Source organism: Acidimicrobiia bacterium, assembly GCA_041676705.1.
Classification (GTDB): Bacteria; Actinomycetota; Acidimicrobiia; order Acidimicrobiales; family SKKL01; genus Actinomarinicola.
This window is the reverse complement of sequence record JBAYRL010000005.1, coordinates 1-20,700: the sequence shown is the minus strand read 5'-3', so window position 1 is coordinate 20,700 and position 20,700 is coordinate 1. Positions and strand designations below refer to the sequence as shown.

Sequence of the window (20,700 nt, the reverse complement as noted above, 5' to 3'; positions counted from 1 at the left end):
GTTCAATGAGCTAATACTTATTATTAGCATAAATAACTATTGTGAGCTGGGTTCATAAAATATAAGTACAGAATCTGGCAACAAGCTAAACCTGTGCTGCCAGAAGTCGGTAATTTCTGGCGAATTATTGCGTGCTAGCTGAGTATAAGTTAGGTAGTCTTAGTGTTGGGTAGGTTCAGTTCCTGAGTGAGGCACCACATGATGACCAACCGCAGACTTGGAGAAAGGGTCGTCCCTGACGATCTTGAAATTGAGTGGGCAGTTCCTGGAACCAAACTCGGTACCACCAAAGGACGTAAACAGCCGCCCATGGCCCTAGTTTCTGACATTTCAATTTCTGGTTTACAAGTGGTGGCGCCAGACCACGACAAGGTTCAAATTGGCACGTTGGTACCCATCTCACTGGGCGGGCTCGAAACTACGGTACGAGTTCGTTGGATCCGGCCAGCATTGGCCGAAGGCAAGTCGGCATACGGAGCTGTTTTCTTGCAGATCTCTCGTGAGTTAGAAGAGCTAATCAATCAGATCGTGGTGCAATGTCGATTTCGTGATGGTTTGCCGGTTCGTGAAGAGCCACAAGGATACCGAACCATCTGGTGAACAACACCTCGATCGTTCTTAGCCGATGGCTAAGTCGCCGGTGGCTTATTAGTTCCGGAGAGATTTAGGCGTTTAGTCGATGTTCGCCTAAACTGAAAGATTCTTGCGCTCGTAGCTCAATTGGATAGAGCATCTGACTACGGATCAGAAGGTTGGGGGTTCGAGTCCCTCCGAGCGTGCTAAAAATGGCCCTGTTGCCGCACGACCGGAAATATCCGCTCGCCTGTCGCACACGTTCAACCATAAGAACATAAGCTAGAAACCTATTGTTTCGGCCACTGAGGCCTGACTCTTGTCTAGAAGTCGTCGAAAGCAGAGCCACGTATGGCTATGGAAGAAGCAGCCGCGATTGACGCTCGCGGTCTGGTAAAGATATTTGGTAACAACCGAGCCGTTGATGGAGTCGACCTTTTAGTACCCCGTGGAAGCATTTTTGGGGTGCTAGGACCGAACGGTGCTGGCAAAACCACCACCATCTCGATGTTGGCAACTCTCTTGCAACCTGATGGTGGTTCGGCACGTATCTTTGGTAAAGATGTCGTCACCGAGGCCCCAGCGGTTCACCAACTTATCGGGGTTACGGGCCAATACGCCTCTGTCGACGAAAAGATAACCGGCATTGAAAACTTGGTCGTGTTCGGTCGATTACTCGGTTTGAGTCATCGAGCGGCGCGCGCAAAGGGCATGGAGTTGCTAGAAGCTTTCGACCTAGCGGAAGCCGCGAAACGGCCAGTGTCAAAGTATTCAGGTGGTATGCGTCGGCGCTTAGACCTCGCCGCCAGTCTCATTGCTCAGCCACCGCTAATTTTCTTAGACGAACCAACCACTGGGCTTGACCCGCGAACCCGAGGTCAGATGTGGGACGTGATTCGAGACTTGGTCAAGAATGGTTCCACCGTTTTGCTAACAACCCAATATCTAGACGAGGCCGATCAGCTGGCCGATCGAATTTCTGTGATTGATCACGGTCGAGTGGTAGCCGAAGGCACCGCTGATGAGCTTAAGGCCTCAATCGGCACCGCCGCCTTACAGCTTCGTCTGCGTGAACCATCGCAGGCACAACAAGCAGCTCTTATTACCCAATCGGTGCTTGGATCGCTCGCCGCCATCAGCGATAACACCGCCCAAATAAGCGCCCCGATGGCTGACCCCGACCGAGTCACCGACTTGTTGGTGGCTCTACGAGAAGCTGGCATCCGATTGGCAGAAGTAGCGGTACAAAAACCGACCTTAGATGAAGTTTTCATGGCCATCACCGGTCACGACACCCGCGACGGCATCGATGAAGATGTGCAGGAGTACGCCGTATGAGCACCATCGAAAATACCGGCAGACTTCCATTGGCTAGCGCTGAAATTCATTCGGATCGCATCGGGATGAGCCAAACAATCTCACATACCGTAACTATGGCCTATCGTGCCTTGCTTCGGCTGCGACGCACTCCTGAACAATGGATTGACGTACTTATTGCGCCCTTCCTTTTTACCTTCATGTTTGCCTACCTTTTTGGCGGGGCACTAGCCGGAAGCGTGTCTGAGTATTTACCTCAGCTCATTCCAGCCATCATCGCCCAGGGCGTAATACAAGCATCGGTGGTAACCGGGACGCAGTTGCGCGAAGACATGGACACCGGGGTTTTCGACCGTTTCCGCTCCATGCCAATCGCACGTATTGCGCCACTGGCTGGGGCGCTATTAACCGACACCATCCGGTACTTTGTTATGGCAGCTCTCACCATGATTATGGGCATAGTGATCGGTTGGCGCCCGGGCGGGGGCATTTACATTGCGGTGGCTTTGGCCCTGGTCATTACCACTGCCTGGGCCATCAGTTGGATTTGGGCTTTGCTGGGAGTAACCGCCCGCACGGCCTCTACGGTAAACGGTGTGGGCATGATGGTGATGATGCCGATAGTGTTTTTGTCCAATGCCTTTGTACCCACAGAAACGCTGCCAGCCTGGCTAAAAACTGTGGCTGATGCCAACCCAATATCACACCTGATTACGGCGCTGCGAGAGCTTATGAACGACGGCCATTTCGGCTCAGATGTGGCTTGGACACTCGTTGGTTGCGCGGTAATCGTTGCTATCTTCGCGCCGCTGGCGGTACGCGGCTATATGCGCAAAACCTAATTGCTAGAGGGCAACAGTCGCAGCAACAGCCGCAGGGTAGCCGGCTTCAGCACCGCCACTTGCTACGTAGGGTAAACCGGGCTTCCTTTTCGTGCCGGTTTACGAACTCGTAACAACAACAATGCACTGGTCAGGTTCATTGCGGCCACCACGAAAAACGCTCCGTAATAGTTTCCAACGGTATCGAAATACCAGGAAGCTAGAAGCGGTGCGCCAGCACCAATAATGAGAGCAAAAGGCATGCCGGCGCTGCGTACCGCTCCCAAATAGCGCCGCCCAAAGAAACTTGCCCAAACGACCTCTTGTAGCGGAATCAACCCACCCCAGCCTAAGCCCAAGATAAAGAAGCCGGTATAGGCCATGTTGGTGGCCCCAGCGCGAACTCCGAGGGTAATAATCAACATCGAAATACCGGTGGTAGCGGCACCAATCGCCGACAAAATGTGGGCCGGGTAGCGATCCATTACGTATCCCCATGCCGGTTTCGAAATTAGGGCTGGTACCGATGAAAGCGTGATCATAAATGCTGCGGTGTTCCGTGAGTAACCAGCGTCGGTCATAAACGGAACAGTTTGTAGCAGCATCACTCCTATGGTCACCGCAAACATGCCGAAAGCGACTACCAACAAATAAAACGCACTGGTTCGCAGCGCTTCCGCCCTAGTAAGTGACTCAGCAAAATCTTGACGGGCTCGATCTCCTGCTTCGCCCGCATTTTGTTCAGCGTTAACACCGTCGGGGAATAACCCGTAATCCTCGGGCGCCCTGCGCATGGTCAGCGCGGCAGGAATCACGATACAGGCGGCTCCCAATGCCAGCACTCGCCAAGCGGAACGCCAACCCAGATGATCGATCAGACTTGTCGACGCCGGTGTTAAAGCCACCCCGGCAAGCGAGACGCCCATCGCTGCCCAACCCACGGCGCGTCCGCGGCGAATCACGAACCATTTGGAGAGAGTGACGTTTACTACCAGGTTGCCGATCATGGCCGCTCCGGCAGATACGGCAATACCATAGATGATGATCCACTGCCACAACTCGTGAACGAAACTGATGCTGGCCATGGCCGTTGCCAAGATGGCGGTCCCAACCAACATGATGCGACGACCACCGCGGCGATCCACATAGGTGCCCACAAAAAAGCCGCAACCAGCAGTGATAACCTGCCCTAGGGTTCGGGCCAAAGTGAACTCGGAACGGCTCCAACCCAGATCGAGGGTCATCGGTTCTAGAAATGGCCCCAAGATGTAGCTGCCGACACCCATGGCCACAAATTGGGCCATGAGCGCCGCAAGCACCAGGTAATAACCAAAATAGATTCTGGGCTGCTTTACTTCATCCGCCCCTACAAAGTTGCTACGGCTTCGCAATTGAATCGGCAACGCCACTCCCCCCGGATTCGGCCTATCAGCAAACTACCCCACCCAAGGTCCAAAGGTTCCAATTCTGCGCCACTGAGATTTCACCCATCCGGCGAGACACAACCTATTAGGCGCTAAAAAGCACCGCCGGGTTCAGGGTTCCTGCCGGATCGAAGACCGCCTTCAGCTGCCGCATCAAATTCGAATCGTCATCGCCACGGACCTTACTAACTAAGGCCGGGTTGGTACGCCCCACACCGTATTCGGGGACCACGGTTCCGCCCATCTTCATTACTAAGTCGAAAATTGCGTTGTCAACGGCCCGTTCGCTCATGGGCACCCCGGTTATGTTCACGTGGATCGAACTTTCACCACCATGACCAAAGAGCCATGTTTTGGCATCAGCGGTGGTTTCGGCCACGACTGCAGGTACGGCTTCAATAAATTCGGCCAACCTTCCACCCGGCACGGCAACATCTAAGCTGTGAGCTGGCCCAATAGGTCCCAGGGCCTGTTTGAACGATTCGCGGTAACGCCACAAGCGTTCACGGCCTGCCGCGTCTTCGGCCACGGCCACGTCGACCACCCCCGACAATGCCTCAACTGCAGCTCCCAATTCACTAGTGGGATCATCATTGGCGGCCACCTCCACCAATACGTATCCCCCTTCACTTTCACCAAATGGCAGTGGGAGGTTCAAGGTGGAACAAACCAGCTCTAGGCCCGTGTCGAAAAAAAGCTCGATGGCCTCAGCATCGGGCAAAGACTTACGAATCGTCTCAGCGGCGCTCGCCGCATCGGTATGGCGTTTGAACCTAATTAATGCCGTGGTTCGTAGGGCAAGTTGCGGAACGAGAGCCAGCCGAGCTCGGGTCACCACACCTAGGGTTCCTTCACTCCCTGTTACTAACGACGGCAGGTTAAATCCGGTGTTATTGCGCCACGATCCACCGAGAGCATCAATTACCGTGCCGTTGCCTGTGACCAGCTCGACCCCAAGTACTTGTGAGCGGGTAGGGCCGTAGCGGATCACGCCAAACCCTGCGGCATTGGTGGCAATGTTACCGCCGATGGTCGCCATTTCACGGCTAGGAATATCAACGGCATAAGCCCACCCAGCAGCGTTTGCAGCGGCGTGGACGCCCGCCAGTTTTACACCGCATTGTACGGTAATTTCACCTACCGACTCGTTCAGGTTTTCCACTTCTGCCATGCGATTTGTAGAGAGCGTGATTTCGCCCGCTAATGCCACCGCGCCGCCAACCAGACTCGAATTTCCCCCTTGGGGAACAACCGCTATTTGCTTGTCACTGCAAAGTTTCAGCACTGCGGCCACCTCGCCGGCATTGGCCGGAAAAACGACTACGGCATGATCGGTTTTGAATCGACCGGTGAAGTCACTTCGATGTCGCTCAGTGTCCTGAGCGCCATCGAGCACGTGTGCCTCTCCAACAATTGAGCGCAGTTCGTTGATCAGCTTCGAGTTATCAGGCATAGGGCGAATCTAGCACTGAATAATGTTCGTTATTACAATTTATACACCAAACGCTAGTTAATTAACGAAGTTGCGCTTCGGTGACCACTCGCAACTTCGCGCTACAAGCCCAGGTGAAGCCTATAAACTGCATTTTCGTGAAGATGAACGACGTAAAAGCGCGCAATATTGAAGTGCGCCGTGGCGGTGCGGGCACCAAGGCCGCCTTAGGTGGCGGTTTAGGCGTTGGCGGCATGATCCTGGTGCTGGTATTCAACCTCTTGTCGGGTGGCAGCTCGCCTGATATCGCTGGAGTCTTGAGCCAGTTACAACAAGGCGGTGGAGTGACCGTAGAAGGAGAAACCGTCCACGGAAACACGCTCGAAGGCCAAGAACTATTTGGTGGCCAGATGATGACTCTTCTAGCGGATTATTGGGAAGGCGAGGCCAGCTCTCTCAACTTCACCTTTGAAGAGCCGGGCTTTGTGGTCTTCGACAGCCCCACCCAAACTGGTGGCTGCGGCCTTGGCCGACCTGAAGCGGGGCCTTTTTACTGTCCGGCCGACAAAAAGATTTATATTGACTTCGGTTTCTACCAACGTTTGGAACACGAACTCGGCTTCGACGGCGACTTTGCCATGGCCTACGTCATCGCCCATGAGTACGGCCATCATGTACAAAACCTTCTAGGCGTCATGGACCGCCGCTCGGGTGGAAACGCTCAGTCGGTGCGAGTAGAACTACAGGCCGATTGTTTCGCAGGGGCTTGGGCTAGCGCAGCCAAAGCCGAAGGTCGCTTAGAAGCCGGCGATTTCAACGAAGCCATTCGTGCTGCCAACGCCGTAGGTGACGACGCCATCCAAGGCGCGGGCGCCAGCCGTGATACCTTCACCCACGGTTCCTCGGCGGAACGTGAACAATGGTTCCGCCAAGGTTTTGATTCGGCCGACCCTGCAAGCTGCAAAACCGGGGCCTAAACGCTAAGCGCTAAAGCACCAAGCGGCGGCAGCGGCGCGGGTGGCGCACTAGTTGTGGAACACGACTCCATCGTTGGCCATGGTGAGGTCGCCACAGCTGATGTCATAGAGCAACGCAATGGCGTCGTCATCGTCAGGCGAAGTGAACGTGCCAGTAATGGTGGCACCGTTACGGGCATTTGTACCGTCTAGTTCAATTACAGTACGACTCCAATTGACCGATCCATCGGTATCGGTGGATTCGACATTCAGCCCAACAAGCTGCTGCTTACCGTCGATCTGGGCACAGCCGATCCCGGTTCCAAAATCGGTGAATCCCAAACTGAACTGGTACGTTTCGCCTTGCTCGTTGGTGATGGGCACAATGTCACAATCCACAAACGCATACAGCGAAACCGTGCGACCATCACTTAGAAATAGCTCGACAGGGCCTTCTTCATCGGCGTTAACGGCTAAAAGCGAACGTTCGACCGGACTCCCCGACTCAAAGGGCACAGACGCCCCTCCACCAGCCGCGGTATTTATACCAACCACTATGCCGTCTGGACCCATACCGACCCAGCCCTGGTCGGCTTCTCCGTCGCCATCGACATCAACGATGGTACCTTGGGCGACTTCAGACGGAGGCTCTACATAACCGCTCGTGCAAGCTTGCGCTTGGTTGTTCCCCGAGTTGTCATCGCCATTGTCGTTCTCGCCGTTGTCGTTAGGGTTCGTCGTTTCGGTGGTGCTGCTGGTCTCATCAGATACGGTCGTCTCGGTCGTCGACGTCGCCGCATCATCTGAATCATCGTCGCTACTGCAGCCCGCCAAAAAGCCTGCGATCAACACCGTGCCGACCAAAATGCGTAGTACTAGTGAACGCTGCTTCACCATAACTTCCTCCCGGTTGGTCTCTATCTCTTGTCTACCCGACAAATTCCCGGCGTCACGCGCGGGCCCCAAAAAACCTCATCCGGTTGACCTGGGCGTTAACACGAAAAGAGATGGGTAGCACCGACCAAAGACCAAGCGGGCCTACGACCAGACTTACGGTCGACTCACCACGGGCTCATCACCGGTCCCAATTACGCCTTGGCGGGTAAGTTCCTCAAGCTCACCTTCTGAAAAACCCATTCGGCGGAGAACTTCATCGGTGTGTTGCCCCAAAACCGGGGGGCTTGAGCGGGGACCTGGCATTTCACCATTAAGCCGAACACCCAGTGAAGGCACTAGCAATGGTTCGTCACGCTCAGCCACTGGAATCGGCGTTAAAAGACCGCGTTCGGTTGGATAGCCACTTTCGGTCACATCGTGCAGGGAACGAACCCGGGCCGCGGGTACCCCTAGCGCCGTTAGTTTCTGTTCCCAAAAATCTGCTGTGTTCGTAGCAAAGCCAGCTGCCAAACGGTCTCGGCCGTCTTCACGGCTCAACGTATCGAGCGGTTCAAGATCTAGCAGTTCTTCAACCAAGCGCTGGTGACGCTCTTTGTTCGCCGCCAACATCAATAAGCCATCGGTGGTTTCAAAAGCGCCCGAGGCGACCGTGCCTGCAAAGGTTTGGTTCCCGGCACGCGGCGGGCTTTGCCCCGTATCTTGGGTGGCCACCAAAGCACCAGCATTGAAGAGTAGGCCCGCATCTAACATCGTGGCGTCGACGCGCACCGCCTCACCGGTGCGGCGCTGTTCCATAATCCCTGCTAACAAACCAAAGGCCAGCAACAGCCCACCACCGAAATCCAGATACGGAGCGCCTACTTTGGTAGGTGGCCCATCGGGAAAACCGGTGCTCATCATGATGCCACTCACCGCTTGCACCACATGATCAAAGCCGGCACGACCACCAAAGGGACCATCGGCACCGAAAGCGCTAAGCGATGAATAGACAATCTTTGGGTTGCGGGTTTTAACTACTTCCCAACCCAACCCCATAGCTTCAGCCACGCCGGGGGCAAAACCATCGGTGAAGACATCGGCTTGTTCAATTAAACGCAGCACCACCTCGTCCGCACCCGGTGCCCGCATATTCACCACAATCGATTCTTTGCCACCGTTCTGAGTGGCAAAACTGTAGAGCCTGCCGCTCCTAATCCAATCGCCCTGCGGCGGCTCAATCTTGATCACCTCAGCACCCAGCAGATTCAGTAAGTAGGTGGCAAATGGGGTAGCCAGCACCTGGCCCATGTCGATAACACGGACACCTTCTAATGGTTGAGCACTCATATCTAATCCTTATTTCTCGGTCTGTGCAGCCCACTCATGACCGCCGACCGTTCGTTGCTAACTAGTTACTAAACGGGGAATCGAAGAAATCAGCAGCTTGGTGTAATCATGTGAAGGGTTGCCGCAGACTTCATCAGCTGGCCCTGACTCCACCACCTGTCCCGCCCGCATCACATAGACCTGGTCGCATAGTTGGCGAACCATGGCTAGGTCGTGCCCGATAAACAACATGGCGGAATCGGGCCGAAGCAGCGACCGGAGCAGTCGCGCCACTGAAGCCGCAGTTGTCACGTCTAAAGCGCTTAGCGCTTCATCCAGAATCAACAACGAGGGTTCCACCGCCAAAGCCCGGGCAATTGCTACACGCTGTCGTTGCCCACCCGATAGTTCACGGGTTGTGCGACCGAGGTGACTCTCGTCGAGACCCACGGAATCAAGCAGTTCGACTACCCGCGCTCGACGCTCGGACCCATTCAAGCGTGAATGGATTTCTAGTGGTTCGCCCACTATCTGTAACACTGAATGGCGCTGGTTTAACGCCGAAAGCGGGTCTTGAAAAACTGCCTGTACCTGACGTCGATAATTAATGGTGGCGGCCGTGGAAAGTGCGGCTACATCTACGCCATCAACCATGATCTCCCCGCTGAATGGAACTAAGCGGAGGATGGCACGTGCCAGCGTCGACTTACCGGAACCCGATTCACCAACCAACCCGGTAATTTCACCTCGTTTAATTTCGATTGAAGCACCATCAACAGCCAAAAACGGTGTAGGCCGAAGGTTTCCTATGCTGCGTCGACGTGGAAACTCGACCCGCAGATCCTTTACGTACGCGGCTAGCTCGGTCATAGGTTTGCCTCGTCCTTCGGCTCAGCCCCGTCACTTGGTTGCACAACGACTTTCTCTCGGGCATCGACTATCCCGTCGGCACCTTCGAGGTTCAACTCATTTGCGCGGTGGCAAGCTGCCAGATGATTCGAATCATTGGCTGGCGTAATGGCGACGCCTAGCAATGGCTCGGTTCGGTAACATTCGTCGACGGCGTAAGGGCACCGATGCCGGTAGCTACAACCGACTTCGCTGCCCAACAGTTCCGGGGCAATCCCAGCACGTTTCGAAAGGCGGTCTTCCTCCGGCACCAGAATTTTGCGGCCCGGTTCGTTTTGGGGCACGGCGGCAATCAGTGCTGCGGTATATGGGTGTTTCGGGTATAAGGCCAGCTCTTGAACGGCACCGGTTTCTACAATGTTGCCCTGGTACATCACCAAAACTCGGTCGGCTAATTCACCCGCCACTCCCAGATCGTGGGTAACAAGTAACACGCCAAAATGGCGCTCTTCACAGAGGCGTCGCAACAGACGAATGATCTCGGCCTCGACCGTCACATCGAGGGCCGTCGTGGGCTCATCAGCCACCAAAAGCGCAGGGTTCTTGGCCAGGGCCATGGCGATTACCACGCGTTGCGCCATACCACCTGACAATTGGTTGGGGCGAAGCTTCATCACCTCGGTTGGTCGACGAAGACCGACGTCAGTAAGTAGCTCCTCGATGTAAGCGTCTTCGTCGTGGCCTTTGGCTTCCATGGCGGCTGCCGAGGTTTGCGGGTTCGCTCGAATAACATCTCGCAGCTGGTGAGCAACACTTTGTAACGGGTTCAAACTGGCTGATGGTTCTTGGAAAACGACCCCAATGTTGTGGCGCCAGTTGCGAGTTTCTTTGGTGGAAGCGCCGATCAGTTCTAACGAATCTCCGCTATTGGTAAGGGAAACAGTATTGGCGCCAACCTGTGCCGGCGGTGCCAAAAGGCCCGCGATCGCCATAGCCAGAGAAGTCTTTCCGCTGCCCGATTCTCCCACCAGCGCCACCACCTCACCAGGCGCTATTTGGATGGAAGCTCCGTTAACCGCCGTGAAGGTGCCATAGCGAACAAACAGCCCGTCAACATTCAGGAGATTCGCGTTTCCGCTCTCATTCGCCCTTGTCGGCGTCTCGGAATTGGTGCTTTTGGCTACTGACACCGGTTCTAAATAGCCAGTGGGATGTGCAAATGATTCACCTTTGCGGGTGCGTACTAAAGCGTCACCTAATACGTTTATTGACAGTACGGTGGCCGCCAACGCCAGCCCTGGTGGTATGGCTTGGAACGGTGCTTGGCGAACCGTGCGCTGGGCGTTGGCGAGCATGCTTCCCCAGCTCGCTTCGGGTGGTTGAACGCCCAATCCGAGATAGCTCAAGCTCGCCTCAATGATGATGGCTGAAGCGAATACTAAGGTTGCCTGCACGGCGATAGGGCCCACAATGTTGGGGGCAATGTGATGCCGTAGCAAGCGCCAAGTTCGTGCCCCAACCACCCTGGCACCATCAACGTAAACTGCGTCGCGTTCCGCCAACGTGAGCCCACGGGCTAAGCGCGCCAGGCCCATTGAGTAGGCAACACCCGCCGCAAACATTGACCGGGTTACACCGCTACCCAAAGTAGCGATTATGGCAATGGCTAGTACCAGCGCCGGGATCGCCGACAGTCCGTCGATTATTCTCATCGCGATACGATCGGTCCAACCGCCAGCTAAACCCACCACCATGCCAACCGACACCCCTATGAATAGGGCTACAGCGGTAGCTTCTAAACCCGCCAGCAAGGCCACACGGCTACCAGCGATCAGACGACTCAGCACGTCGCGACCGAGATAGTCGGTTCCCAGCCAAAAGTCACCGTTAGGGCTGGCTAGGGTATTGCGAATGTTGCCAACATTGGGGTCATGCGGCATGATCCAGCTGCCAAAAGCTGCAATCAGTACCACGAAACCGAGCACCACCCAGGCCAAGGTGACCACGATCGAGCGCTGCTTCATGCTGGTTTTGGTGTCGATTTTCATGCCGATCGCACCCTTGGGTCTAAGGCGGCGTAGCTGAGATCAAGCAATAGCTGTACGAGAGCCATGGCAGCAGCCGCAAAGACAATGAAGCCCATAACTATTGGCATGTCACCGTTACGAATGGCGTTTAAGACCAACTGACCCATTCCTGGCAGGGCGAAAACCTGCTCGACGATCACCGAACCGCCCAGCAAGACTGACGCCAAGGCCGCCACCGTTGTGACCAGCGGAATTGAAGCGTTTCTTAGGGCCGTTCGCAGCAGAATGCGTCGCCGCGACAAACCGCCAGCAACAGCGGTTCGAATGTAGGGCTCATGCAGAACCCTTACAAAACCAGCTCTGGTTTGGCGTGCAATTGCTGCGGCAGCCGTGGTGCCAAGGGCCACCGAGGGCAACACCAAGCTTCGCATCCAACTAAGAACACCTTCCGAAAGGGGCGAATAGCCAGTGGCCGGGAACCATTTTGTGGTTAGGGCCACGTAGGCCACTAGTAGCAGCGCCATCCAGAAGTTTGGAATGGCCTGGCCTAATGAGGCCGCGGCCGTGATCGCGGAATCCGACGGTTTTCCTGCCCGTATACCGGCCGCAATGCCTAGCGGCAAACCAATAACTAACCCAACTAGTAATGCGCCCAGGGTGATGGAAATAGTGACTGGTAAACGTTTAACCAGCAACTGTGCAACGGGTGTCGAATTTTGCCACGACACACCGAAGTCACCGGTAACAGCGCCACCCAACCACTCTACGTACTGAACCATCACCGGTCGGTCAACACCGATTTCAGAACGAAAAGCAGCGTAAGCTTCGTCGGTGGCGTTTTCGCCTAAACGCACCACGGCCGGGTCGGTCGGCGCCAACTGCACTAGCAAGAAGGCGAAAAGACTCGCGACCAAAAGTAAAGGGATTAGTGATAATAAACGGGTTCCAACCACACGGCCCATCGGAGTTCACCTTCATGGCTTTTATGGCTTCTATAACTTTTTCTAAGTCCAGAACGTTGCCTCCGTGGTGCTTGCGTATAACAAGCACCACGGTCTAGCGAGAAGTTCTACTTAATCGAAATGTCCAACGGCTGAGGAATGTTGTCAGCAGGGCGTAGGACTGCACCATCAAGATCGGTGGAGACAATAACCTTGGGCATGGAGTGACCAATGACAATCACGTAGCCTTCACGGACGGCATAAGCGAAAACTTCGGTCCAGGCCTTATCTTGGTCTTCTACTTCCTCGGCTTCCATGGCCTTCTTTGCAAGTGATGCAAGCTCACCACGGTCGGTGCCAATCGGATCGTACGGAGAGCCGGGTGCCATCCGTTCTTTATATTGTGATTCGGCGGTAAAACCTCGAGCGTTAGTTGGCGTCATGATGGTTTTACCGTTGCGCATCACGGCCGCCAGAGTGCCAGGTTCGACCAGCTCGACGGTAACGTCGATGCCAATTTCTGCCCACATCTGCTGTACGGCCTCAGCCACCGGAACAATGGCACCAAACGATGGGAATGTAACCGAAAAACCGTCTTCATACCCTGCTTCGGCGAGCAACTCCCGCGCCTTGTCAGGGTCGTAAGCCAGGTCTTCAAGTGAGGCGTCGTAGTATGGAGTACCCTCCAACCAGACACCTGGGTGCGGGTCGCCATTACCAAATTGCAAGCCTTCGCTAAAGCCTTCGCGATCGATGGCATAGGAAAGCGCTTGACGGACTCGAACATCGCCCATCGGTTCCAGCAACGTGCCGTCGGTATCCATAATTTGGATGTACCAAAGGTTGGCGTTGGGTCGTGAAATCAGGTTGAACTGAGGACTTTCTTCAAAGGTGGCGGTGTCAGCCTCACTTCGAAGTTCGCCGATGACGATTTCGCCACTTAATAGAGCGTTAGTAGCTGCGTCTGGTTCCAGGGCTCGTAATTCCCAAACCTCGACTTTCACCCTTGATGGGTCCCAATATGTGGGGTTGGCTCGGAAAACTTCCACCTCGCCGGGGTTTGACGCAGCCTTGTCGTAGACCCAGCCGCCAGCTCCCACAGGATCAGTATCAGGGTTACCCGACTCGAATGAGGCTGGTGACATCATCATGCCTGGCAAACGTGACAAGTTAGAGAACATATCGGTGGTGGGTTCAACCAGCTCGATCTCTACGGTTCGATCATCAGTAGCTGTTACCGACGCTATGTTGTTGAAGAAACCGGCTGAAGGACTGGATTCCATCGCCATACCACGTTCGATGTTTGCCACCACGGCCGCCGCATCAAGCGCAGCGCCATCACTGAATTCAAGGTTTTCTCGCAGCGTTAATTCAAGGGTTGTCCGATCGAGCCATTCCCAATCTTCGGCTAAGCCCGGCGCGAAGGTGCCATCGGTTTCGGAGTGTACGAGAGTGTCAAAAACAGGATTGAGATAATACTCCTGAGCCACGGCAGCCATATGGGGGTCATAGGTTTGCACGTTGGTGGAAACACCGACTTTGACGGTGCCCGATGGGGCAAATACTGGTTCTGAGTCGTCGTCAGTGTCGCTTGGCTGGGTGGTTTGTGGCGACCCATTGTCACTTGAACTGCCCGAGTCATCGTTTGAGTCACTGCTACAAGCTGCCGTGCCTGCTATGAGCGCGAATGCTGCCAGCAATGCTAATAAGTACCGCCACGGTCTCTGGGCCGCTCTGGCTTCGGACGTTGTCGGTGGTGATGGTTCTTTGACCATGCAATGCCCCCTCTGCATCTGTTCTATCGCTGAACATATTTTTCAACACCGTAGAAGAATTAGCGGACTAAGGCAAGAATTCATTCAATTAACCAGGCAAATAAGGCCTACAATATTTCAGGAAGCTTGAATAACCGAGGTTGCATAGAGCACGGTCCGGTGGCACTAGGCTTGCCTCGATCATTTCGGTCTATCTCCGCGCCCACCTGGCACCACACCACCCGCTGAGCCCCAAACATCAATCAACCTACGAAACGTAAAATGCCTGCTATCAGACGAAGTCGCGACCTAAGACTCACTAATGCCGCTGAGGTGGTTCGGGTAGTTCGTGATTCTGGCCGCCGATCTCGAGCCGAGTTGGCCAAACACACCACTCTCTCGCATCAGGCGCTCGCGACGATCCTCACCGAACTGGTCGATGAGGGCGTTCTATTAGAAATCGAGGAGCGCGGCGCTCAAAGGGGCCCGGGGCGTCCGGCCTTGCTGTATGAATACAACCCACATCGAGAACGAGTGGTGTCGCTCTTTATCGGCCTGCGCTATGCAGAAATATCGTTGTGCGATGGTTTCGGTCGACCAATGGACCAAAACATTGAGTTTTACCCGGGCTGGGATGTGGACGAGATCGTGGCGCAATCCGGGGCACATATTGATCAGCTGCTCGACAAGCACAACGTAAATCCGCGGACGTGTGTTCTCGGCATCGTCGTTCACGGCTATGTGGATGCTGAAGCGGGCACGGTCACAAACGCCAATATGGGCTGGAGCAATGCCGCAATAGCATCGAAGTTTCACCAACGAACCAAACTGGCGGTGACAATTCACGAAGCAGCGCGGGTAGCAGCGAAGGCTGAATATCAAGAAGGTGCGGCACAGGGCGTAAAGCGCGCCACGGTGCTAAGCCTTGGGCCCGAGTACATTGCAACCACTTTGGTTAATGGCGAACCCGACGTCGGCGCTGACGGTCAGGCCGGAATGATCGGTTTATGCAAAATCGATGACGGCCCCGATGCCTTAACTATTAGCGAGATGGTGGGAAGTTTCGCTAGCAAGAGGCGCTATACCGAGCTCTCGGGTGTGCATGTGGATTGGATGGCCGATGTTTACGACCACCTTCGTGCTGGCGACCCGCACGCTCAAAGGGTGATCGAAATCCAAAACCGCGCCGTCGCGTTTGCGTCGGCGTGGTTGATCACCATTCTGAATCCTCAGGTCTTTGTCGTCGGTCACGCTCTCGTTGCCGACGAACGAAACCAAGCAGCGTTATTGGCCCAAATAATCGACAATCTCGACCCAACTGTCGCCAAGAGCTGCTCTATACGCATGTCATTGCTAGGGCCACGAGCTTGGACCCGTGGCGGCGTTCATGCTGCCCTCGAGCACCACCGATCGTATGAACTTAAGCCAGCTTCGGTGGCAAAGTAGTTAACGTTATTTACTGCTTTTGAATATCTTTCTCAGATTGAGTTTCTTACGGTAATAGACACCATCGCGGCCAGCGTGGACTTGAGTGCCGCGAGGCCCCGTACTGACCCGGAAACCTTTGACGCCGGTGGAAACTCCAACTCCGGATTTCGACAAATTGATCCGAAGCGGACCGAGTTTCTTACTCTTTCGGAAATAAAAGCCCATTCGTTTGCTCCTACGGACTGGTCGATATTGCCATATTACTTCCGACGAGATCACCAAGCGTCTTGTAATACACCCTCCGCCGCCGGGGCTATATAACGAGCAATTGCGTTGTGGCCCATCACCGTGGGGTGCATGGCCGAGAACACCCGCACCCCGATCGGGTTGACCCCGGCACTGGTGGGCGAACACAGATGTATTCCTTTCAGAGCTTTCGACACGTCGAGATAATGCGCTCCGCCGCTTGTAGCCCCAGCACGCACACTTTGGTTGATCGCCCTCAAATATTGTTGCAGTGCAGCAATATTGTCGACGCTCATGTTTCCCACGTCGTCGCAGCTCACACCGCTTAAGGGCAGAATATTCGGGTATCCCGCCACCAGAATCGTGGCCTGTGGGGCGACGTCGCGTATCTGCCGCACTACCTCCACCAGGCGCTCTTCTAAAACCGTTCGACCACTGTCAACATCCTGCGACAACACCGGGTGATCGGCAGGAGAACAGGTGGTTTGCATTAGACAGCTAGTGATTTGATTTACGAATCCAGCGTCGTTGCCACCAATTGTGAGCAGAACAACATCCACCGGTTTCAGCTCGTTAAATCGTATGAGCTCTTCAATTTGTGGCAGTCCGCCGGGGACATTGGGCGGGCTGGCCGGGAACTGTGGATTAGTGGTGACATGTGCGGTGGTAGCACCGGAACAGGCCACGAAAAGCACATCCTTGCTCTGGGCTTGAAAATGCTGTGCCAGCGTCAACCCCCAGGAGGTGGAAACGCGAAAGCAGCTGTTGTTCGCTGAGTTGGTGTCTGGCTCATAGCCCAGAACCAGCTGTCCAAAAGCGTCGATGGCGGGCGGCGTAAACCCTTGGCCCGAAAGATAAGAATCACCCAGGATCGCCCACCGATTTGGAATTTTGTCTTGGCTTTGAGCGGTGGCCGTTGAGGCAAAGGAAGCACTAACGAAGACAGCCAGTAGAGCAACGATTAGCACGCCAAAGCGCTGCCAAGGCCAGTGCCGTTTGTTTAGCCACATGTGGCCTCAAGCATAGCTTGTTGGGCCAAACAGATTTTTATGGGCGCCAACCTGCATAAGGCAGGTCGTAGGTGTCTTCGATTTCAAGCAGCCGATTGTATTTGGCCACACGTTCGGAGCGCATGATCGACCCAATCTTGATCTGTCCAGCGTTCCAGCCAACTGCTAAATCAGCAATTGTCGAGTCTTCTGAATCGGCTGACTGGGCCGACACGATCGTGCGATATCCAACACTCTTCGAGTACCAAAGCGTTTCGTAGGCACCACTCAGTGTGCCGATTCGCTTGGGCTTTACGAGAACCGAGTTGGCGATGCCGCTATCAGCGGCACGTTTCACACGATCGGCGTTCGTAGCGAAAATTTCGTTGCCGATGAGCTGTAGTTTGCCGAGGCCGTGCGACAATTCGGCCCAACCTTCCCAGTCGTTAGCATCGAGTGGATCCTCAACGGCGACAATCGGATACTTAGCGCACCACGCGTCGAGCGCCGGTAGTACCTCGTCGACACGACGTTTGCGGTCGGAAGACATGTGGATGGCAATACCGATTTCGGCATCCACCATCTCAATGGCTTCGCTCAGTAGCTCTAAGGCTTCTTCGCTGTCACCACTCAATGCGATGAGATTGCCATCAGCCGATGTGAAATCTTGTGGAAAGCGTCCGTAACGCCCTTCCACCAATTCGGCCGCCACACGGCGGACTTCCCAGATAATTTCGACGGCTTCAGCAAATGACGCTGCTTTTAGTGGGACAACCAGAAAATCGTCTACGGCCTTAGCCGCCGAAAGGTCATTTACACCCTCAAAGATTGTGACCATGGGGCATGGCAAACTAGCGGAATTTGAGGTATCTAGTATTTGCCAAAGCGGCTTGTTTGCGGCCACTGCCACTGCTTGTGCCATTGCCATTGACACCGCCAAGCTGACATTTGAAGGGCCACCGAGCTGCTGTTCGATGTCGTAAGCACCTACCCCGCGTACGTTGGCGTTGAACTCACGGATTCTTTCGACCGCCCAGCTGATGCCCGGGTTGCCACACTTTCGCATTTCATGGCCAAGTTCGTCACGCAGGTCGATCATGGTCAGCGACGCCATTGACGGGTGGCTAGGCACAAAGGCGCGACCAAGTGAGCCGTCTTCCAACGTGACACGGCAACCAAGCGTGGGATTTGTGCGGGAGTCTATGGCCTCCCAGGCTTCGATGCGCTTGATTCCCAACTGTGCCGCGGGAATGTTTTCATACAAGGTGGTACTCATAGAATTTCGCCCAAACTCGCCGTACCTAGGAGCAAGCCAGCGCCCAAATCTGAGAGCGCCCCATGGGTGACTTGGTCTAAGTACTCCAGGCGTGATGCACCCCAGCAGCGGGCTAAAATCGTGGCCCCAGTTAGCTGAGTCAACCAATCTACGTCGCCACGCAAGGTTCGCATGTATGAACCAAGCAACAACGTAATGGCTGCTGAGATCTCAGTTTCAAGCTCTTCTTTGATATGAAGCTTGGCGATGAGGTGCGTTAAGAAAAATGCGTAATCGAATGCTGGGTCACCGAGATGTGCCACTTCCCAATCGAGGAGAGTGACCTGTTCTGGTGATTCGGCATCGATCAAAATATTTTTCGGACAAAAATCTCCGTGCACAAAATGAGTTTGCGTTTCACGGAGGCGGTCTACGACTTGATGAATTTGGTCTGCATATTCGGGTTTAACCGTTGTGGTACGCAGATAGTACGGGGAGAGGCGCAGTGTCATGAACCGCTCAACGCCATCTAAGCGTTCGGCGGGCAATGAATGAACCGCTTCAAGGGCAGAAACGGTGGCGGCAATGCTCGAAGATTCGAATGCACCGGCGAATATTTGTGACTTTAAGGTAACGCCTGAAGCTTTTTCCAAAACCAATACGGCGTTGGCTTCGTCGATGATGAGAACCTTCGGAACAAGTTTGGGATAGGTAGTTGCTACGCGAAGCAAAGCTTTACCTTCAGCCGCCGTGCGGTATGGGTTAGCCAACCAATCACTACCGGTATCAAGTAGACGGCAAGCTCTTTTAATCACCACGTCGTCTATTGCAATTACTCGGCCTGAATCACCAACGCTTAAAAACATGCCTTGAGTTGGATTATCATCGAGCAAGTTGAGCGCTTGTAGATATGTGGCCCAACCATCCAACTCATTTTCGGATCCCGGGTTTGGAGGGACAGGCAGGTTGACGGCCGAGCTCGTAGAAAGCTCGCCACCAATCTTTTCTGTTCCACTCGAGGGCTTCTCAGCCGCCCGTAAATCCGAAGATACTTGCATGCGCATACATATTAGCTACCACCATCAACCACTTTGCAAGCGATTTCTGGTATGGACCGCGAGAGAAAACTTTCTTCGTGGAAGAAACAGTGCTGTTAGGCCTCGCGAACCAGGCCCCTAGATCATCTGGCCCACGCGGCTAAACTATTGACAGAAATGAGGTAGGTCTTTTCGACTATTTGAGTAGGTCATTAAGACTAGAGATAGTTCTTTTAGGCCATAGATAGTTGCATGCGGGAGCATATAAGCCGTTCAGATCATATTGATGCCCAGGTCTAGATATTTATTATTTTGATCTTTACTCTGTAGAGTTCCATGGCTAACACGGACTCTTCTCCACTAACTTCATGGCGTGAGCTACGCAAGAATTTGAACGTCGCCGCCGACGTGTTAGACCGCGCTCTGAAGAGGGGCCGTAGCGGCAGCTTGGCGCACTTCGAAGCCTTGGCTTACTTGGCCGAGACACCTGATCACACTTTGCCGCAGAGTGACATTCAGTTCGGTTTAGGACTCTCCCAGTCGGCCACCAGCCGTATGCTTTCGCGGCTCGAATCTATTGGGTTGGTTCGCAGAGCACTTTCTAAACAAGATGGTCGCGCGTGGTTGATTGAACTTACCCCGGCTGGACTTAATGCAATACAAAGTGACCTAAAAGAGTTTATTCCGGTCTTTCGAGTCCAAATTCATGAGTTTGCTAAAAGTCTTTTACCATTTAGTGCTAGTGGCGCTGCCTCATTGCTGCTGCCAGAAGCCACCGCTGACGCCGATGAACCACCCACCGAAGGTTTGTTAAAAGTTGGCGAAGCGATTCTTTCTCTTGATCAAGATTCTTCATTTGTAGTGAGCACAATGGCGGTAAGAGAAGCTCTTGAGCACCAGATTATGTTGGATGCGGCCGCTAACGCGACTGAGGAAGACGTTGAATCGCTGCAAGCAATTTTGGATGAAATGGAATTACGCCTGACAGAGCCGAAGAAGTTTTTCTTGGCGAATTGGCGTCTACTGAGGCATATCTTGGAGCTCGGCGAAAATGAGTTATTGAAGGAGCTCTACAGCGGCTTATTGGCAATCCTTGAAGAGCATTTTCAATCGGTAGTTTCCAGTAAAGGCTTGGCGGATTACCTTTCAGCCCGACTTTCTATAGAACGTGAGCTTGTTGCCGCTATTGCCACCGGTGAACCCGAGCTTGTTCGTGCAGCCACCGAACAACACGCCATTACCAGTCGCGTCAGCGCTATTACTTAATGGCGCTCCGACGACTCGAAATCACGCTGCCTAACCACTTAGCTGGCTTCTCGGCGTAGTTGGGACTGTCCGATGGTGTGTGTAAACGGTGGTGGCTTGATGGTCCGCGGCTGAGTGCTGCGGGCTTGAAAGGATCACTGCTGTGGCTATGAATAAAGATCGTGTCGAGGACCCTGTGGAGGG

At 54.3% G+C, this 20,700-nt stretch carries 19 protein-coding genes and 1 tRNA gene; 7 read left to right on the top strand and 13 right to left on the bottom strand.

Annotated features, from left to right (window positions below):
• Nucleotides 1-198: 198 nt before the first annotated feature.
• The 4 genes from WC184_08840 to WC184_08825 all read left to right on the top strand — a co-directional run bounded on the left by WC184_08840 (nucleotide 199) and on the right by WC184_08825 (nucleotide 2,732).
• Nucleotides 199-600, top strand: coding sequence for a PilZ domain-containing protein (locus tag WC184_08840; GenBank protein MFA7477988.1), 402 nt, complete (start codon nucleotides 199-201; stop codon nucleotides 598-600).
• A 105-nt stretch (nucleotides 601-705) separates the two neighbouring features.
• A tRNA-Arg gene (locus tag WC184_08835) sits at nucleotides 706-779 on the top strand.
• A gap of 151 nt (nucleotides 780-930) precedes the next feature.
• A complete protein-coding gene (locus tag WC184_08830; protein MFA7477987.1) occupies nucleotides 931-1,911 on the top strand; it encodes an ATP-binding cassette domain-containing protein in 981 nt (326 codons plus the stop codon).
• The gene (locus WC184_08825) at nucleotides 1,908-2,732 is read left to right on the top strand and encodes an ABC transporter permease (protein ID MFA7477986.1); all 825 of its coding nucleotides are present in this window, start codon (nucleotides 1,908-1,910) and stop codon (nucleotides 2,730-2,732) included. The genes WC184_08830 and WC184_08825 overlap by 4 nt, the downstream gene beginning before the upstream one ends.
• 62 nt (nucleotides 2,733-2,794) lie before the next feature.
• Here WC184_08825 and WC184_08820 read toward each other — a convergent pair whose 3' ends face one another.
• Nucleotides 2,795-4,114 (bottom strand): MFS transporter, encoded by a 1,320-nt coding sequence (locus tag WC184_08820; GenBank protein ID MFA7477985.1) that lies wholly within the window; start codon nucleotides 4,112-4,114, stop codon nucleotides 2,795-2,797.
• A 106-nt stretch (nucleotides 4,115-4,220) separates the two neighbouring features.
• Nucleotides 4,221-5,588 (bottom strand): FAD-binding oxidoreductase, encoded by a 1,368-nt coding sequence (locus WC184_08815; protein ID MFA7477984.1) that lies wholly within the window; start codon nucleotides 5,586-5,588, stop codon nucleotides 4,221-4,223.
• A 143-nt stretch (nucleotides 5,589-5,731) separates the two neighbouring features.
• On the opposite strand from WC184_08815, the gene WC184_08810 reads away from it, so the two are divergent.
• A complete protein-coding gene (locus WC184_08810; GenBank protein ID MFA7477983.1) occupies nucleotides 5,732-6,544 on the top strand; it encodes a neutral zinc metallopeptidase in 813 nt (270 codons plus the stop codon).
• 48 nt (nucleotides 6,545-6,592) lie between these two features.
• Here WC184_08810 and WC184_08805 read toward each other — a convergent pair whose 3' ends face one another.
• The 6 genes from WC184_08805 to WC184_08780 all read right to left on the bottom strand — a co-directional run bounded on the left by WC184_08805 (nucleotide 6,593) and on the right by WC184_08780 (nucleotide 14,317).
• A complete protein-coding gene (locus WC184_08805) occupies nucleotides 6,593-7,420 on the bottom strand; it encodes a hypothetical protein (protein ID MFA7477982.1) in 828 nt (275 codons plus the stop codon).
• Between the two features lie 153 nt (nucleotides 7,421-7,573).
• Complete coding sequence (locus tag WC184_08800; GenBank protein MFA7477981.1) at nucleotides 7,574-8,746, bottom strand: CaiB/BaiF CoA-transferase family protein; 1,173 nt, start codon at nucleotides 8,744-8,746, stop codon at nucleotides 7,574-7,576.
• Nucleotides 8,747-8,803: 57 nt separating this feature from the next.
• Nucleotides 8,804-9,595: an ATP-binding cassette domain-containing protein gene (locus WC184_08795; GenBank protein MFA7477980.1), complete on the bottom strand. Its 792-nt coding sequence runs from the start codon at nucleotides 9,593-9,595 to the stop codon at nucleotides 8,804-8,806.
• Entirely contained in the window at nucleotides 9,592-11,622 is a 2,031-nt protein-coding gene (locus tag WC184_08790) for a dipeptide/oligopeptide/nickel ABC transporter permease/ATP-binding protein (GenBank protein ID MFA7477979.1), read from the bottom strand. The genes WC184_08795 and WC184_08790 overlap by 4 nt, the downstream gene beginning before the upstream one ends.
• Complete coding sequence (locus WC184_08785) at nucleotides 11,619-12,563, bottom strand: ABC transporter permease (protein ID MFA7477978.1); 945 nt, start codon at nucleotides 12,561-12,563, stop codon at nucleotides 11,619-11,621. The genes WC184_08790 and WC184_08785 overlap by 4 nt, the downstream gene beginning before the upstream one ends.
• A gap of 107 nt (nucleotides 12,564-12,670) precedes the next feature.
• Nucleotides 12,671-14,317 carry an ABC transporter substrate-binding protein gene (locus WC184_08780; protein MFA7477977.1) on the bottom strand — a complete coding sequence of 549 codons (1,647 nt, stop codon included), beginning with the start codon at nucleotides 14,315-14,317 and terminating at the stop codon, nucleotides 12,671-12,673.
• A 261-nt stretch (nucleotides 14,318-14,578) separates the two neighbouring features.
• Between WC184_08780 and WC184_08775 the strand changes: the two genes are divergently transcribed.
• Nucleotides 14,579-15,742 (top strand): ROK family protein, encoded by a 1,164-nt coding sequence (locus tag WC184_08775; protein MFA7477976.1) that lies wholly within the window; start codon nucleotides 14,579-14,581, stop codon nucleotides 15,740-15,742.
• A 6-nt stretch (nucleotides 15,743-15,748) separates the two neighbouring features.
• Here the strand turns inward: WC184_08775 and WC184_08770 are convergent, their stop codons facing one another.
• From WC184_08770 to WC184_08755, 4 genes are read right to left on the bottom strand one after another with little or no spacing between them, the layout of a single operon-like run.
• On the bottom strand, nucleotides 15,749-15,949 hold the full coding sequence (locus tag WC184_08770; GenBank protein MFA7477975.1) for a DUF4236 domain-containing protein: 201 nt from the start codon (nucleotides 15,947-15,949) through the stop codon (nucleotides 15,749-15,751).
• A 50-nt stretch (nucleotides 15,950-15,999) separates the two neighbouring features.
• On the bottom strand, nucleotides 16,000-16,980 hold the full coding sequence (locus WC184_08765; GenBank protein MFA7477974.1) for an SGNH/GDSL hydrolase family protein: 981 nt from the start codon (nucleotides 16,978-16,980) through the stop codon (nucleotides 16,000-16,002).
• A gap of 37 nt (nucleotides 16,981-17,017) precedes the next feature.
• Entirely contained in the window at nucleotides 17,018-18,235 is a 1,218-nt protein-coding gene (locus tag WC184_08760) for a hypothetical protein (protein ID MFA7477973.1), read from the bottom strand.
• Entirely contained in the window at nucleotides 18,232-19,278 is a 1,047-nt protein-coding gene (locus WC184_08755) for a phosphotransferase (GenBank protein ID MFA7477972.1), read from the bottom strand. Before WC184_08755 ends, WC184_08760 begins: the two co-directional genes overlap by 4 nt.
• Before the next feature lie 309 nt (nucleotides 19,279-19,587).
• Here WC184_08755 and WC184_08750 point away from each other — a divergent pair, with 309 nt between their 5' ends.
• The gene (locus tag WC184_08750) at nucleotides 19,588-20,517 is read left to right on the top strand and encodes an FCD domain-containing protein (protein MFA7477971.1); all 930 of its coding nucleotides are present in this window, start codon (nucleotides 19,588-19,590) and stop codon (nucleotides 20,515-20,517) included.
• Here the strand turns inward: WC184_08750 and WC184_08745 are convergent.
• The coding region (locus tag WC184_08745; protein ID MFA7477970.1) for a hypothetical protein at nucleotides 20,510-20,700 on the bottom strand (191 nt) is incomplete at its 5' end. The two genes, WC184_08750 and WC184_08745, sit on opposite strands and share 8 nt — an antisense overlap.